Source organism: Bradyrhizobium sp. USDA 4473, from assembly GCF_054063335.1.
Genome location: NZ_JBSSGE010000001.1, coordinates 7,561,809 through 7,576,446, shown reverse-complemented (window position 1 = coordinate 7,576,446; position 14,638 = coordinate 7,561,809). Strand labels below are relative to the sequence as shown.

Annotated in this window: 12 protein-coding genes and 1 pseudogene; 5 read left to right on the top strand and 8 right to left on the bottom strand. The window is 58.9% G+C overall.

The genetic code is table 11. The features are described from left to right. Nucleotides 1–23: 23 nt before the first annotated feature. Genes ACVW17_RS35490 through ACVW17_RS35480 form a run of 3 tightly spaced genes read right to left on the bottom strand, consistent with a single transcriptional unit; the run spans nucleotide 24 to nucleotide 1,683 of the window. The gene (locus ACVW17_RS35490; protein ID WP_456798621.1) at nucleotides 24–839 is read right to left on the bottom strand and encodes a TIGR02391 family protein; all 816 of its coding nucleotides are present in this window, start codon (nucleotides 837–839) and stop codon (nucleotides 24–26) included. 47 nt (nucleotides 840–886) lie between these two features. Further along, nucleotides 887–1,396, bottom strand: a complete 510-nt coding sequence (locus ACVW17_RS35485; RefSeq protein ID WP_456798620.1) for a GNAT family N-acetyltransferase — start codon at nucleotides 1,394–1,396, stop codon at nucleotides 887–889. Beyond that, nucleotides 1,393–1,683, bottom strand: a complete 291-nt coding sequence (locus tag ACVW17_RS35480) for a type II toxin-antitoxin system TacA family antitoxin (protein WP_456798619.1) — start codon at nucleotides 1,681–1,683, stop codon at nucleotides 1,393–1,395. Before ACVW17_RS35480 ends, ACVW17_RS35485 begins: the two co-directional genes overlap by 4 nt. Before the next feature lie 460 nt (nucleotides 1,684–2,143). Here ACVW17_RS35480 and ACVW17_RS35475 point away from each other — a divergent pair, with 460 nt between their 5' ends. After that, a complete protein-coding gene (locus tag ACVW17_RS35475; RefSeq protein WP_456798618.1) occupies nucleotides 2,144–3,025 on the top strand; it encodes a hypothetical protein in 882 nt (293 codons plus the stop codon). Nucleotides 3,026–3,071: 46 nt separating this feature from the next. Here ACVW17_RS35475 and ACVW17_RS35470 read toward each other — a convergent pair whose 3' ends face one another. Continuing rightward, complete coding sequence (locus ACVW17_RS35470; protein WP_456798617.1) at nucleotides 3,072–3,335, bottom strand: hypothetical protein; 264 nt, start codon at nucleotides 3,333–3,335, stop codon at nucleotides 3,072–3,074. A gap of 78 nt (nucleotides 3,336–3,413) precedes the next feature. Here ACVW17_RS35470 and ACVW17_RS35465 point away from each other — a divergent pair, with 78 nt between their 5' ends. After that, nucleotides 3,414–5,327: an nSTAND1 domain-containing NTPase gene (locus ACVW17_RS35465; RefSeq protein ID WP_456798616.1), complete on the top strand. Its 1,914-nt coding sequence runs from the start codon at nucleotides 3,414–3,416 to the stop codon at nucleotides 5,325–5,327. A gap of 450 nt (nucleotides 5,328–5,777) precedes the next feature. Continuing rightward, a complete protein-coding gene (locus ACVW17_RS35460; RefSeq protein WP_456798615.1) occupies nucleotides 5,778–6,212 on the top strand; it encodes a hypothetical protein in 435 nt (144 codons plus the stop codon). Nucleotides 6,213–6,597: 385 nt separating this feature from the next. On the opposite strand, the gene ACVW17_RS35455 is transcribed toward ACVW17_RS35460, so the two are convergent. Further along, nucleotides 6,598–7,680, bottom strand: coding sequence for a helix-turn-helix transcriptional regulator (locus ACVW17_RS35455; protein WP_456798614.1), 1,083 nt, complete (start codon nucleotides 7,678–7,680; stop codon nucleotides 6,598–6,600). A 254-nt stretch (nucleotides 7,681–7,934) separates the two neighbouring features. Here ACVW17_RS35455 and ACVW17_RS35450 point away from each other — a divergent pair, with 254 nt between their 5' ends. Next, nucleotides 7,935–9,284: a serpin family protein gene (locus ACVW17_RS35450; RefSeq protein ID WP_456798613.1), complete on the top strand. Its 1,350-nt coding sequence runs from the start codon at nucleotides 7,935–7,937 to the stop codon at nucleotides 9,282–9,284. Between the two features lie 602 nt (nucleotides 9,285–9,886). On the opposite strand, the gene ACVW17_RS35445 is transcribed toward ACVW17_RS35450, so the two are convergent. From ACVW17_RS35445 to ACVW17_RS35435, 3 genes and pseudogenes are all read right to left on the bottom strand, one after another. Continuing rightward, nucleotides 9,887–10,873 carry an invasion associated locus B family protein gene (locus ACVW17_RS35445; RefSeq protein ID WP_456798612.1) on the bottom strand — a complete coding sequence of 329 codons (987 nt, stop codon included), beginning with the start codon at nucleotides 10,871–10,873 and terminating at the stop codon, nucleotides 9,887–9,889. A 196-nt stretch (nucleotides 10,874–11,069) separates the two neighbouring features. Continuing rightward, nucleotides 11,070–11,174: pseudogene (locus tag ACVW17_RS35440) on the bottom strand (transposase); the annotation flags it as partial. Nucleotides 11,175–12,072: 898 nt separating this feature from the next. Further along, nucleotides 12,073–13,032 carry a helix-turn-helix transcriptional regulator gene (locus ACVW17_RS35435; protein WP_456798611.1) on the bottom strand — a complete coding sequence of 320 codons (960 nt, stop codon included), beginning with the start codon at nucleotides 13,030–13,032 and terminating at the stop codon, nucleotides 12,073–12,075. A 451-nt stretch (nucleotides 13,033–13,483) separates the two neighbouring features. Between ACVW17_RS35435 and ACVW17_RS35430 the strand changes: the two genes are divergently transcribed. Next, entirely contained in the window at nucleotides 13,484–14,620 is a 1,137-nt protein-coding gene (locus tag ACVW17_RS35430; RefSeq protein WP_456798610.1) for a helix-turn-helix transcriptional regulator, read from the top strand. The last annotated feature ends 18 nt before the right edge of the window (nucleotides 14,621–14,638 follow it).

Below are 14,638 nucleotides of genomic sequence, written 5' to 3'. Positions count from 1 at the left end.
CCGAGAGTTAGGGGGCTTTCTGCTTAGGCATCGTCCACGATCCGGCGCAGCATGCCGGCGGTCATCAGCTCTTCGACAGCGACGAGCGTGTCCGTGATCGTGGGATCATTGTGGCCCTTGGGATTGCGAATCTCGCCGAAGGCGCCGGTGAACAGATCACAGCGGGCAAGTTGGCGGGAACGCTGCGCGGATTGATCCCGAAGCGGCCCGTTGTTGGCATCGAAGGCCTTTTTCATCAAGGGTGCACCGAAGTCCGCGCTTGTGAAGCCGCCCTTTGTTCGCACGGCGACTTCCAGCGACTTGAAGGCTTCGAAGATAGCCGTGTCGTAATCCCCTACGGAGAACGCGTTCCAGGCGGCGTCGGTCAAGCTCGGGTGAAACATGTCGCGCGTAAACTTCGTCCGCATCCGAACACCCGTGTAGTCTGTTGCCGCGCAAGCCCTTCTGCCCTCGGCAGACGGGACTCGAAATCCGTTCTTCCCGTTGTAGGAATCTGGTTCTTCTATGAAGCCTGCGTCCTCCAGCGCTTTCCACGCCCGACCGATCACGCGCCCAAGATCGGACCTCGCCTGCGCGTCATAGGCGTAGCCGCCGGGCTCGAGGAGTAATGTCGGGACAGTATCCCGCGTGATCATCGGGTGCATCCCGTCGGCGCAATACTCGACGACAGCACGCAGCAGCACACGCTCGACCTCAAGCATCGGGGCGCCGCGCAATTGAGCGACGGTCGGGAAATGCGCGATAATCACGTTGATGAAAGTGTTTGGCATATTGCTCGGGGTTGGATTTGTCCTGTCCAAACCTAGCATTGCTTCTTCGTTGCCGCCGACAAAAATCAACCCGGAAAAGATCCGTCGCGATTCCTCGACCTAGCTCCCCGTGGCCGCTACCGCTGTTGTCCCGCGGCGAGGCGAATGTCTTTGATGATCATGAAGAGATGGCGCGGATCGGTTGGCGACGGAGCAAAGCCGAAATGCCGATAAAAGGCCGCCGCCTGGTCATCCTTGGCGTGAACCGCAAGCGCGCGTATGCCGACCACGTCGGCGACTTGTAGCGTTCTTCCCAGTGCATCAAGCAGCAACCCCGCGCCGATGCCGCGCCCTTGCGCGGAGGAGTGAACCGCAAGCCGCGCGAGAACCAGAAGCGGGATCGGATGACGCGGCATCCCCTTCACGACGCGCTCCGGAGCGTTCGCGTGGTGCACCTCGCCCGCAACAATGGTGTAGAAGCCGACAATCTCCTGACCGGCGAGGGCAATGTAGGTCTGCGACGAATTCGATTGTTGGGCGCTCAGTGCGTGCCGGACCAAGAAGCGATCAAGTTCGGGCTGCCCGCAGGTGAACGGTTCAACAGCGTGAGTACGATCCAGCTTTTCGATGCGAAGCGAACTGGTCACGGTTCACTTTTTACATCGAAGACAGACGGCTCGCGGAAGAGACGTTCAAGGCGCGTATGCCGGCGGGGTGGCGCGTCGAGAGCGGCGATATAAGCGTCCCAGTTCTTGCCGTCGAGCGTAAAGACTCGGCGATCGGCAAGCCGCTCCTCAGCTTCACTAAGTGCTGTATCAAGTACAAATTCGCTGACGGATTTGCGTTCGGCCGTCGCCGCAGCCTGCAACGTCTGCTTTGCAGCTCTGCTCAGCCGCAAATCCAGCTTTTCCGTTCGGTTGGTGCGTTGAACCATTGTCCACCTCTTCTGCATCATCATATCACAATTCGCCAGACAATGTCACGACAAATTGGAGGCGCTAGAGATTGATGTAACATACTGAAATAATTGACTTATATAGAATATATGGGGATGGAATCGATTGTAATCGTTGAGAATGTTCGGCAATCGTTCTATGGTGATCTGGGGGCAATGGAGGTTTCCCGAGTGCGCAACCGCGACGATTTTTCACCCAAAACCAAAAAAGCGCTGGCGCTCCGCGCGGGATACACCTGCTCGTTTCGAGGATGTCCACGCTCGACTTCCGGCCCGAGCGAAGACGCTCCCGACGCCGTCAGCATGACCGGAAAAGCAGCGCATATCCACGCCGCGGCGCCGGGTGGAAAGCGTTATCTGGCGTCCATGACGCCGGAGGCGCGCAAGGACATCTCAAACGGCATTTGGCTGTGCAGTCATCATGCCGATCTGATCGACGATGATGGGGTTACTTATACGGCGGACGACCTTCGCGCGATGGAACGCGAGCACGAAGCCAACTGCGAAAAGCGCCCATCGAGAGGGTATCCAGAGAGGGCAATCTGTCGACGAACTGATTGCTATCGGTCCCGACATTGTCTTTTGCGGCGAGCTGACCGGTGCCGAACAATCGGAGTGGAGTTTTCATCTGCAAGATTTCGTCGATGGCGATCTTCATGCGCTACTCACGTTCATTGCAAGTTACGACCGCACGCCGCCTATGGATCGGTACGTTCTCGTAAGCAGCTTGGGCGATGGCCGCGTGATGACGGGAGCTCCATCCTTCAAGAAACGGCAAGGCGGCGGCTATGAAGCCGTGGCTTCAAGCGCGGAGCGCATCCGCGCAGCGGACCTACCAACTGACTTTGCTCTCTCAGAAAAGCACGACCTCTTTATCACGGAGCGCGGCAACATTGCCGAGGTGTCTGGCGTTGAAGCCCTGCCGCAGAAGATCAAGACGTGCCTATCGAGCCAAAAAGGCGAGAGCCCGTTTCATAAGGACTTCGGGACACGGATTCCCGAATATTTCCGACTCCTCGCCGGCTCACCCTGGTTCGAACAATATCTCAAGCTGGAGGTCATTCGCCAAGCCGCAATCCCTTATGTTGATCCGCTCTATAGCCGCCAGTACACGCCGCTCCTCTGTGTCGAGCGGGTCTTCGGGGTGAAGCTGCTCGCCGATGCGCCCACCAACAATTGGCTCCCCATCCGCCTGGACCTTGACGTCAAAGGGCTCGGTCGGTGGCAGCACGAGTTATCCATCTGCGTGCCCAAGGAAGATGTGAGGTGGTCGTCTTGGGATGAGTTGATGGCCGGTCCTTTGCTTCAGACGCAGTCCTGACGGGCGAAGGCGGCGGAGTGCCAATCAAGAAGAAGCAAAAAGCAGTTCAACGGAAACGAAAGGCGAAATCAGCTTCGGTAACGACGCGATCGACCGCCGGTCCTGATTCGCGTTCGAGGATCAAATCGGCGCCTACCTGCTCCTGCAAGCGCTGATGGGAGAGGCGCTTCCCGGGTCGGAGGACGCAATTGCGAGTCGCCTCCAGACCCAAACGAAGGCCCTGCGCTGGAGCATTGACGATTTGCTCGCCACCGGAGATCCAGGCACGAACAACGAACGTCAGCTCGCGATCTCCTGCAAAAGTAGCCATCAGGTCACGGGAGCCGGACGGCCCAAGGATTTTGTCCTGGCTGCGTGGGAGCAGTGGTCGAAAGGCGGCAGGGGGCCAATGAACCGCGATCGCGACAGCCTCATGCTAGCGACGCGAGGCTACCATCCCGCGTTCGAACCGGTTTGGGCCGACATCAAGAATTGGGCCGCGGGTGATGGTGACGTGGCGCTGCGCCGTATCGGCGAAACCGCCGGGCATCGGAAAATCTTTGGCAGCATCAGAAATCCGGTCAGAACCCGCAAACGAACCGTTCGCGACACCGAGCTTGTCAGATTCATTCGACGCCTCGAGGTGATGGCCACGGATTTCGACCTGGCCAATTCCGAAGATCGCAGGACTGCGATAGGTCGCTGCCGCACGCTCATCGACGGCGGAACGCTCGCTGACGGCCGAAAGCTGTGGAGGGCGCTGGTTGAGGCCTGCCGGGACGCGCGCCTCGGTCACGGTACGGTCGAAGTTGCAAAACTGGTCAGCGATCTCGCGAGGGAATTCGATCTCAAGGACCATCCTAGCTACGAGTCCTCATGGCGGTCGCTGGAAGCGTTGACCGCGGCTTACAAGAGCAAAATCGAGGTAACACTCCCCAACCAATTTGCGATTGGCCGACAGGCCGATGTTGCCGCCGTTTCCGCGCTGATCGCGCAGGGTAAGGTAACCGTTGTCTATGGCGAGTCCGGCTGCGGCAAGTCGGCGCTGGTCAAGATTGTTCTCGATCGCGATCTTCCCGAATACCGGCAGGTATGGCTCGGGCCCGACGAGCTGAGTGTTGGGCTCAGTGAGCTTGATCCAACCCGGCTAAATCTCGCGCACCCGCTGCCGGAAGTACTGAAGTCTTCGTCTAGGCCGGCGAATGTGCTGGTGATCGATGCTGCCGAGCGCCTGACGCGCGAGGTGAAGGACGTGACCCGGCAGTTAGTCGCCTCGCTCATCGCCGACGAAAATCCCAGCCCCTGGCGGGTCGTCATCGTCGGGCAGACGGAAGCGTGGTCAGAGAGCGCACTTCAGGCGATCGCCGACGTTCTCGAGCCTCCCAATCTGGAGGTTCGTCCGGTCGCGGCCGAAGACGTACAGGCAGCGCTGGAGTCCGTGCCACGCCTGAGCTGGGCCGCATCGCACCCAGATATCGTCGCGGTATTGAGCAATCTAAGAACGCTCGCTTGGGTCCTAGAAGCCGAGCAGCGCTTCCGGCCGCAGGATGCTCGCCAGCTTGCATCCTACACGGCGATTGCCGACCATCTTTGGCAGTTTTGGACCGACGGGCAATCGAAATCCAGAGTCCAAAATTTCCTCATTCGTCTCTCTGTACGCGAAGCCGCGTTCGAGCACAGCTTTAGGATAAGCGAACTCGGAACTGAGGATGCGGCTACGCTCGATCAATGTCCTCCTCGCACCCCGCTCCGGCGTAACGATCGCAATCGCATCGAATTCCAGCACGATCTGGCGGCGGAATGGGCCCGGTTTCAACGTCTCAAAGAGATCGCCGACCAACCCGCGCAATGGGCGGCCTATGCGACTCAGCCGCGCTGGCTTGGCGCGTTGCGCATGCTTGGCAGCTACCTTCTCCGTGAGTCCGTGGACGGGCGGGCGGCATGGGATGTCGCTCTTGAGCAGCTCGAAAGCCAGAAAAACGCGCTTGCCGTCGATATTCTTCTTGACGCGCTTTGCCTCGATCCCCTTGCCGAGCGGCTTTTAATGGCTCGCGCCGATCTGCTGTTGCGGAACGACGGCGGTTTGCTCGATCGCTTGTTGAGAAGATTTCAGCATATCGCGACTGCACCCGGCGGCAACACCAAGCTGATCGCTGACGCTATCAACACCGACCCGCGCCTTTTTGGGGCCGAGGGGCCAGGGCGGCAGCCGGCGTCGCATCCCGGAGCAGCCAGCCGAACGCCGCGGCAAGGAAATCCCAATCCAGCCCGGCGGAACGTCGATCGTCCGGCGGCGGCCCTCGCCGCCAATCTTCGCGCGTGAATTCCCGGCGCCAACGCACGCGCTCCAGGCGTTCAAGCCGCTTGGCGATGTCGACGGGCGCGATCTGCGCCGCGGTCGTCTCAACATCGTTCAACCGCCGGGATCGAAGCCAACCGAGCCATTTTGTCCAATGGACCGCCTCGCCCTCGTCATATCCGTAACGGGGCGTCAGCATCGACAACGCCGACCAGAGAATGCCTAAGTAAAGCAGGCGCCACCTGCGGCGGCTTGCGGCCCGGCGGGCTGCTGCAGTGACCCGCGGTGCGCGGCGCGGTACGGATGCGAGCACAACTCCAACGGACAATCAGCCTGTACCGCATGATAGCATCCAGCTGCAGTGCCGCCCTACGGTCTCGCGGCCAGCTGACGATAAGGCGGCACACCCAAAACAATGAGGGGTTAGCTTAGAGCAACGGTTTGGGACGCGGGATCCGCGACGGACGATCAATGATGAGATTTGCTGTTTGGCTTGCCATAATATTGTTTGCGTTGGGTGCATCGGCCAGCACAGCGATGCCTCCGAAGGCGATTAGACACAAGCCGGCCAGTGAAGCCTACGAAATGCGAGTGTCCGTCGTATATGGAGAGCGCACCACGGAGTTTTCGGTCACATCATCGGGCAACGATGGCTTGCTCAAGATCTTCCAGAGAGGGATTGAGGGCAAAAAGAAACTGGACAAGTCCGAAATCGAATTGCTGCTCGACACGTACGCGAATCTGCCCGCCGTCGATGATGTTCCGGACGTTTGCTATCGAGCAAAAATAAAAATTGTGATGGTGCGATCGGGTCGGCCACAAGAAGTGAAGGCGAGCTGCTTTGCCGCCGAATCCTCCACGGAGCCGGCATTCCGGCACTTCGCCAACCTGCTTGCCCAGCCGTTCTGATCCATGGTCGCCGGGACCGGCGGCTGGCAATTCGCCGGCTTATTGTGCGGCCGGTTGCTTGTCAGGGAAACAGTCGTTCAGAACTGCTGGCGCGTCCTTCAGTCGAGAGCGCATGAGCTTCCAGCTGTACTGGTAATCCCGGCAGACCCGGTCCGAGAGCAGGCACAGGTCGTAATTGTCGCGATTATGCGTCGTCGCGAATTGCTTAGGCAATGATCCGATTGCTGAAAACAGGAATATGAAGCCGGAGGACTATCGGAGCGATCAAACCACGCGCGGGCAGCCGCGTGCGGCTGGATTGATGCGACCACTAGAACGAGCGCTGTCGACAACCGGATCATATTGATATCCACCGCACCAGCCATAGAATTGGAGTGAACAGGCCCTACTCGGCTATCGTTCCTGGACAGGGCCAGGCCGCAGCAATTGCCGCATCGAGACCTGCGTACACATCGAGATCGCGTTTTGATGGATACTTCCTCGCCCACGCGATGAATGCCTCCGAGAAATCCGCGTCGGAAATTGATGATGCCGTCGTTGCGCAGGCGGCTCCCGGGCGGCGCTCGTTCGCGTCCGCCTCCCGCCGGCCGCCGTTTCTGATCATCACGATCCCCCAAGCGCCGACGAGATTGGCGCACTCCTCTCTTTCCAAGGGTTCATGACTCTCGCATTTCTCGAGAAGCGCCCCAACCCTGGTGATGGGGCGAGCTTCCGATATCGGATGTTGCATCTCGCGCTCTCTCGAGAATTTGGCCGCTGCCCGGCCGATCAATGCCGCTTTGTAGATCAGCGCGTCCTTCGCTCTATGGGCCTGACAGAGCATCAAGAACGGCTTGCATCCTTGGGCACAACGAGCGTCGTACCTTGTCAGGCAGCGATCCCGACACGCGATGGAACGTAGACAAGAATAGCCGCCGAGGGGCGAGCTGAACTTGCCCTCTTCCGCCAGGGTGGCCTGCGGGACAATCGACACAAGAGCGAGCGTTATCAACAACCGGACCATCGTGGAGCCTCGCTCCACTTTGATCGAGCAGAATTGCGCCAAATCTCTGGCTATTGGAGCTGAGTCAAAAAAAGATTCCCATGACCGTGTCCTGAACGGGTTATGTGACGGAGCGTACCTCATCGGAGAAGCGCGGATCCTGGACGGACACTCCCGGCCGGCGTGGTGAAGTGGCAAATGGAGTTGGCGCATACTTGAGAGCAGCAGGACGAGTTCGACCTGGCGATTGTCCCCCGTCTTTGCAAAGATGCCCTTGCGCTGATTCCGGCCGGTTTCCTTCGATACCCCGATTCGATCACAGACGACCTCTAGCGCGTCTCCGGTGGCCAAATGCGCCGCCAATCGAGCTTCGGCGCCAGTCAACTGGAACGCACGCCGCAGGTTGACCTCGGGCGTCCTGCGCCGCGCCGCAGGATCCACCAGGACGACGGCGGCCTTGGCGGCGCTAAACGGATTGGCACTCAAGCTCGGCAATTTCAACGGATACGCAAGAGTTGGGGACCTGCTTCACGCGGCAGATGGCACTCGGCCTCACAACCCATTTGGGTCATGAACAGTTTGTCGGATGCGCTCTACGTGTACGGTTGTTCATCCGCAATCGGCTACTATTGATAACCTCAGCCGCCCTGGATGCCATAAGATCTGGACGATGGTTTTGGCGTTTGTGGACGTAAGAAGCGACGAGACAAGAGGCGCGGGCAATTTGGCGAGGAAACGGGATGAGGGGACAACGGCTCGGGCGAGCGATCCTGACAATATTGGTTGCCGCGTCTACGCCGATGGCGTGCGTCGCGGACGAGGCCGACAATCAGTCGCTCGTCACCGCGTTCAACGCTTCGGGTCATGATTTGTTGAAGCAATTCGTTGCCACGCCTGGCAACGTTGTGTTCTCGCCATATTCAATTGGCTCCGCCGTGGCCATGGTACTCAGTGGCGCCAAAGGCGATACGGCCATCGAGATGGCTTCGGTGCTGCATCAAGGGCTCGACCGCGACCGAATGGATGCCGCCAATGCCGATGTTTTGGGCCGTCTCAAGAACGAGGGCACGCCCGCGACGGCGCCGACATGTCTTGAGACGGAGAGGGCGTCCTCTGTAAGTTCGTGCGAGCGTGTAGAGCAGCAGGATCGGGGATCATCGGGGCGAGTTCGGACCCAAGGCAAACGTTACGCAGGCTCTCCGATTGTTCGAAGCTCTGCCAGTCTCGGCATTGCCAACGCGGTGATGCTCACCAAAGAAGCCATCGCTTCGGACGCTTACATCAAGCGGATTGAGCAGAATTACGCAGCCAAGGTCTTCCGCAATGCGAAGCTTGAGGAGATCAATGGCTGGGTCAAGCGAATGACGGAAGGCAAGATCGATTCAATTCTTGATCGTCCAGCGAAGGAAGGAATTGTGCTGGTCGATGCGATATACTTCAAGCAAGCATGGCAGAGGCCATTTGCCCTCGGGGAAACGAAAAACGACGACTTTCATTTGTCGCCAGCGCGCACGATCAAGGCCGCAACAATGCACCAGCGCAGCTATTTCCCCATCGTTTCTCGGCCTGGCTTCCGTGCGATCCGCCTGCCCTATCTGACGTGGGCGCTCTCGATGGTGATTGTCCTGCCAGATGCTGTCGACGGAGCGCCTGCTCTGGCGCAGCGGCTGGGTACGAGCGAGGTATCTGCCCTTTTCAGCGCGCTCAGGCAGGAAAAGGAAGTCAACACGTATGTGTCCTTGCCGCGTTTCAAGATCCGTTTCTCGGCCAAGCTCAAGGACAGATACCAGCAACTTGGGCTGATGCGGCCGTTTGACGAGGCTCGTGCTGATTTTTCCGGAATCACCGGACGCTCGAAGGAGCTCGTGAGGGTTTGGATCGACGACATCCTGCACCGGGCTACTCTCGAAGTAACCGAGAACGGCAGCGAAGCGGCGGCGGCAACAGCTGTCTCAATGGCTGAGATTACAATGGCTAACAAGCCAGAGCCGTTCACGGTCGATCGGCCGTTCCTGTTCTACGTGGCCGATGATCGGACGGCGGCAATCCTGTTCGCCGGATGCATGAGCAATCCCGGCGAAACGAACTAATCATTTTCTCGTTTATGAAGGCCGATACGCCTTTCGGATATATTGTAGGAACTAGGCGGCCCGCCCCCCTGAAATTCAGATGTTCGACGCGGGATGAGCGTAGCGAAGCCCACGCGGAAGCACTGCGAAATAAGGCGCGCCAGTATCCCGCTGCGCGCCATTCGCACTCTGCGCTTGCTCATTGGCTATTAATGGCAGTGCTTGCGCTGTTCTTCTTGGTACGTTCTAAGCGTGCCCTGCCAATCGCTCTCATTTTCGGGATGACATTCACGGGAATAATAGATCCATGAATATGCGTTCACCACTAGCTCATGCCAATAGGAGCAAGAATCCTCTTTGAATCGTCTTTTAATTTCCATTGACCGCCTGTCCAAAGACGACGACATGCGAAGGCACCCTTCATCGTCTCTACAAAATGCAGACGTTGCGATCGTAAGGAATCCGAGCGACAGGAGTACAACGCGACGAGGTGGTGCGGCTCTCATTTGATTGCTCCGCTCGCTATAGCGCTTGGTGGGGCCAGGCGAAGCGAACCCTTTTTGTGTTGAGTATGAATGCGAAGAGGTCTGCAACGGGACGCAACCCATGTCGTGGCCCCCTATTTAATAAGCCTGACCGTTACAGAAACGGCGATTGCCGATAGATCCGTCACGCTCACATTCCTGAGTGCACATGTCTGTCACCATTGTGTAGCAGTAATCATCAGTCGCATCTCTTGCACCCATACACACACGATATAGGCCGACTCCCCGAAGACCTTGCAGGCCCGCGCATGTGATCGCGCACGTGGTTCTTATTTTTTGTCGAGTATAGCTCCCATCGCGTTGGCATTCTCGGCTCGCCGCAGAGGTGGGCTTAGCCGGCGCGGAAGCGGCGTCATCTCCCTGCGCCACGGCTTTAAGCGAGCGGCTTTCGTACGCGTTCGGATTGCGCTTGAAATCCTCCTGGGTTCGCTTCTGTTCGGCCTCAAAGATCTTTGAATCTGTCGGGATTCCGTCAGCAGCCGCGGCAAACCCGGCGAGAGGAAGAGGAAGCGACACCGGGTGGCTATCCCCATTTATTGCCTGGACGACCAATTCTTTCCCGTCCTTTAGAGCGGCGATCAACTCGGGAGTGGCGTCATAATCGGAGACGCAGCCGTTCGCAAGGCAGGTGACGAACGGCCTCTGAAGCGGCGTGCCATTGTCAATGATGATCCGCGTGCCTTGGGCGAACTGCATCCCGAGCGGTAGGGTGACGCGAAATATCTTCTTGGGATCACTATCGGGCTCGATGAGGACCGCGGCGAGTACCGGTTGTCCGCTCTCGATGCGGGCGTCCTTCCCGGTAAAGCAGATCCTCTTCGCATCTTTCCCAGTTAGACAGAACTTTGCCCATGGCAGCAGATAGAAAAGCATATTGCCGGCATCTCCGTCGGCACCCGCGTTGAGTGGGAGGTATGCGCCGACGATAGCGAGACCGACGCATAGGACGCGAGCATATCTCCAGGCGTATCTCGAGCGGACTTGGGCGGTCGCGAGCGCGGTCTGACGGCTGGCCTGCGTCGACGCTGCAAGCGCAGCCGCCCAAAGTTTGGGTTTATCGATCATCCATATGCCTCCAGCCGCTAACGTCCAAACGACCGGACCACAACCAACTGTTCGATTTGGGTCTGTCATCCTCCGCGCCGACGCATCCAAACAGGCGCTCCATTACGCTAGTGCTTGGCGGCGCATCGTCGGCTGCTCTTCCTGATGAAGAGCTTCTCGTGGTTGGTCCGATAGCCCTCCCGCTTGAACAGAAATAATCGCTGACGCCATTCTTTCGGCACAGATCGGCGGCCGAAACGCCGGCCTCGTGCTGCTTCAAAATCGCAATGACCTGCTCTTCCGAGAAGCGGCTGCGCTTCACGGTCTCGTCGTTGTCGTAGGCCAGAAACAAACTTCAAATTGGACCAAGCCCGCGGGACGAGGTCACAACCTCTGAGACGATGCGCCGAAGGCAATTCGGCGATCTGAAGCCGACAGCCTTCGGACGAATCATTTGTGCCTTCCCGCTACCCGCCGACTCTAATGGCAAGTGAAAGGAGGTTGCCCATCCTGTGATGCACAGGTCGTGCCCGGGCAGCAATCTGACTGCTTGTTGCAATAGGCATACTTCGGACTGCATGCCATTTGCTGTCGCTGCGGTCGAGCCGTATAGTTGGGCTGCTTTTGCCCTTGTGATGTCAGACTTGCCAGATGGACATCTGTCGCGAACGCAGGCGCTGCGAGGGCAATGCTTCCCGCGATCAACAGTGCTTTGGGAAAGTTCATTGATTTACCCTATTTCTGGCTGACGGGGCAGCGTGGCCCTTGCGGGACCGCGCTGTCGCCAAAGCCACGTCGTCGAGATTGACGCTCCCTTTGCCGGCGGTGCAAGCCGATCTGGAATTTGAGCGGCAGCCGCGCCGGCGAGCGATGAGTTCAACGGCTCGTCCTTGTACCGGAGTTGCCCGATGAGGACGGTGGATGATCGGGGCATTTGCAATTAGGTCCGGTCGTGCTGTCGCAACACGAAGTGTCGCCCGCGAACACGGGCGGCGCGGCCAAGCCGACAGCCGCGATAATCAGCAGGGCTTTAACAACTTTCATATCGAGATCCTTCTTCCAATCGGGGTCTCATACGCTGTCCCCCAACTTGATAACTCTCACATGGACGACCGGGGTCGGCATGACCTGTTTGGGTTATGCGGCCACCTCATCAGTATCCTTTCGTTGCAGGCGGACAGATATCGCCCGCCAGGGCGCGCCTTTCTGGCAACCGTGCGCTACCCGCGGGTCCGGGCCACCAGGGCAGCAAGCTCGCTCTGGCGGTGGGTCCCGGTCTTGGCGAAGATTGCCTTGATCTGATTCCGTACCGTCTCCCGTGATACCCGCAGCTCGCCTGCGATCTCTTCCGGGGACACACCAGCCGCGATCATCGAGGCGACCTTGGCTTCTGCCCGGGTTAAAGAGAACGCTTCCGAGATGGTTGCGAGGGATGATGGCCGCGCCGCCTCCAGGTCGGTCAAGGTGATGATGAACCTTGCGCCAAGGAAAGGCGCACTCGCCGCTCCATTGACCGGCAGAAGCTTCATGAGAATTGGCTTTTTGGTCTCGCGCCTCGCGACGATGATGTTTCCAACCTGGCTCCTCGACCCGCGCCGAAATTCGTTGCTGCCGGCCGCGTCCGAGGTCATGCGTTCGAACGCCTGGCGGGCCTTTCCGTCACGGATGACCAAGCGCGAGTTACGGACCAGAAGCTCGGAATCGAACACGGCATCGGCTCCCGCGTTGATGCCCAAAACGACGCCATTTCGATCCAGCGCCAGCGCGGGCGACTGGACCAGCTGTAGACCATCCAGCACGCCGGTGAGCACGCACCGCCCGACTGCTGCCGACAAGTTCGCAACCTCGCTAAGAGTTTGCGCAAGTGGCGACAGCCGAAGCATGTCATCCCGTTCGAACGGCCCCTGGGCATCAGTCCGCTGAAGGGCAATCAACCAGGGAACCCCCATAACGGGGAATCGAATCCAACCTCCCCATTTCAGCTTTCCCTTTCGGAGAAAGTCGTTGAAATAGGCATCCTTGCGGAAAAGCTGGCGCATTTCGTCGTAGCTGAATAGGTCAGAATCGCAGAAGGCGGGAGCGACCGGATGGGATGAGGCAAACAGATTCTGAACGCGCGGGACACGAATATCCCGTAGATGCCATCCTTCCTTGAAATAGATATTGGTAAGGTCCTCCATCGACGCCGTATACGGGACGTCTGACGTTCGAATACCCGCCTGTCTGAGGCTGGCTCCCTCTGCGCCGACAACGCGGCACATCTCCCCGAGCAGGTCTCTCCACCTGCCCGGGTCGACCGCCGCTTCACCTAGTCTGGCATGGACCCGCGAAATCCCAGAAAGCTCAATAGATTGACTACCCATGCAATTGCCGCGAATCCCGCCGCCAGCCTGAAAGCTGAACCCAAATGTTGCGGAAGTGTGCGTGTCAGAGCATCCCCCATTTGTGGTATGCCTATGTAGAAGCAACAAATCGCGATGCTTCGGAATGGTTGCCAATAAGAGCTTTCTTGATGCGCACAAAAATCATGCATTCCAAATGGGCAAGGGGCAGGTTCGGCGAAGCTGCAATACTCCCTGATCAACGGTTCTTCCCCGTAACCGACACCTGTACCGCGCGGAGACCGCTCTCGTGAGTGCAGCCCCCTCGGGTAGCCATCTTCTGAACGCGGTCGAAGCCATCTATGATGCCGCACCCGATCCATCGCACTGGCCGGCAGCGCTTCAGGTGATTGCAAACTGCTTCGGAGATGTGGGTGCGGTACTGCTGTGGCAGCGGGACGACGGCTCCTACGGCTCGATGGTCTCCGAGACGCTCGTGAACGCTCAAGATGATTACGAAAGGAATTGGTCCAACCGCGACCTGGCAGCCATCCGGGCAGTGGAGCGCGGTTATTTCTTCAACGGTGAGCCGTTTACGAATCGGCACATCCTGTCAAAGGAAGAGGTTGAGAGCGATCCTTTCTTCGTTCAATTCAGAGCAAAACACGGACTTCAATCGTTCGGATGCATAGCCGTGTCGCCTGACCCGCATGTCGGCGTCATCCTCAGCATACAACGCCGGGCCGGCCTGTCCGAATTCTCGGACGCCGAGCTCGAAGTGGTGAGCCGAATCGGCCAGCACATCGAGAAAGCGCTGCGTCTTTCGATCCGGCTGCTGGACGCAGAACTGGCAAAGATTGGGCTCGGCCAAGCGCTCGCCCGCATCGGGATTGGCGTCTTTGCGCTGGATTCACTGGGACGCGTCGTGTTCTCCAATCCAGCCGGGCAGCGGCTGCTCGGGGATCAACTGCAACTTGTCAATGAACAATTGCGTATCGGCTCCGGCGCCGAGCGTAAAGCGATCGATGAGGCGCTCGCCCGCACACTCCGTGGAGACCCGCGCGAACTGATCGACGCCCCGAAGCCCATTCTCGTTCATTCGAATCGAGCAGATCGTCGGCTGGTCGTCTATCTGCTGCCAGTCGTGCTACGGACCCGTCTCGCCGAACAGTTTCTCACCCATACCCGCGCCATCGTACTTGTGATCGAGCAGAAGCGCGATGAGCCCGCCGATCCCGCGGTGGTCCGCGATGTGCTCGGGCTGACTTTAGGGGAGGCGCGGATTGCAGCCCTCGTTGGGTCCGGCATGCCGCCCAAGGAGGCCGCCGAGAGGCTGGGGATCACCGAAGAAACGGCCCGCACCGTGCTCAAGCGCGTCTTCTCCAAGGTGGGCGTAGCCCGGCAGAGCGAGCTGGCCGCCGTAGTGGCGAAGCTGGTCCTTCGCTAACCGCGAAAGCTGCACGAG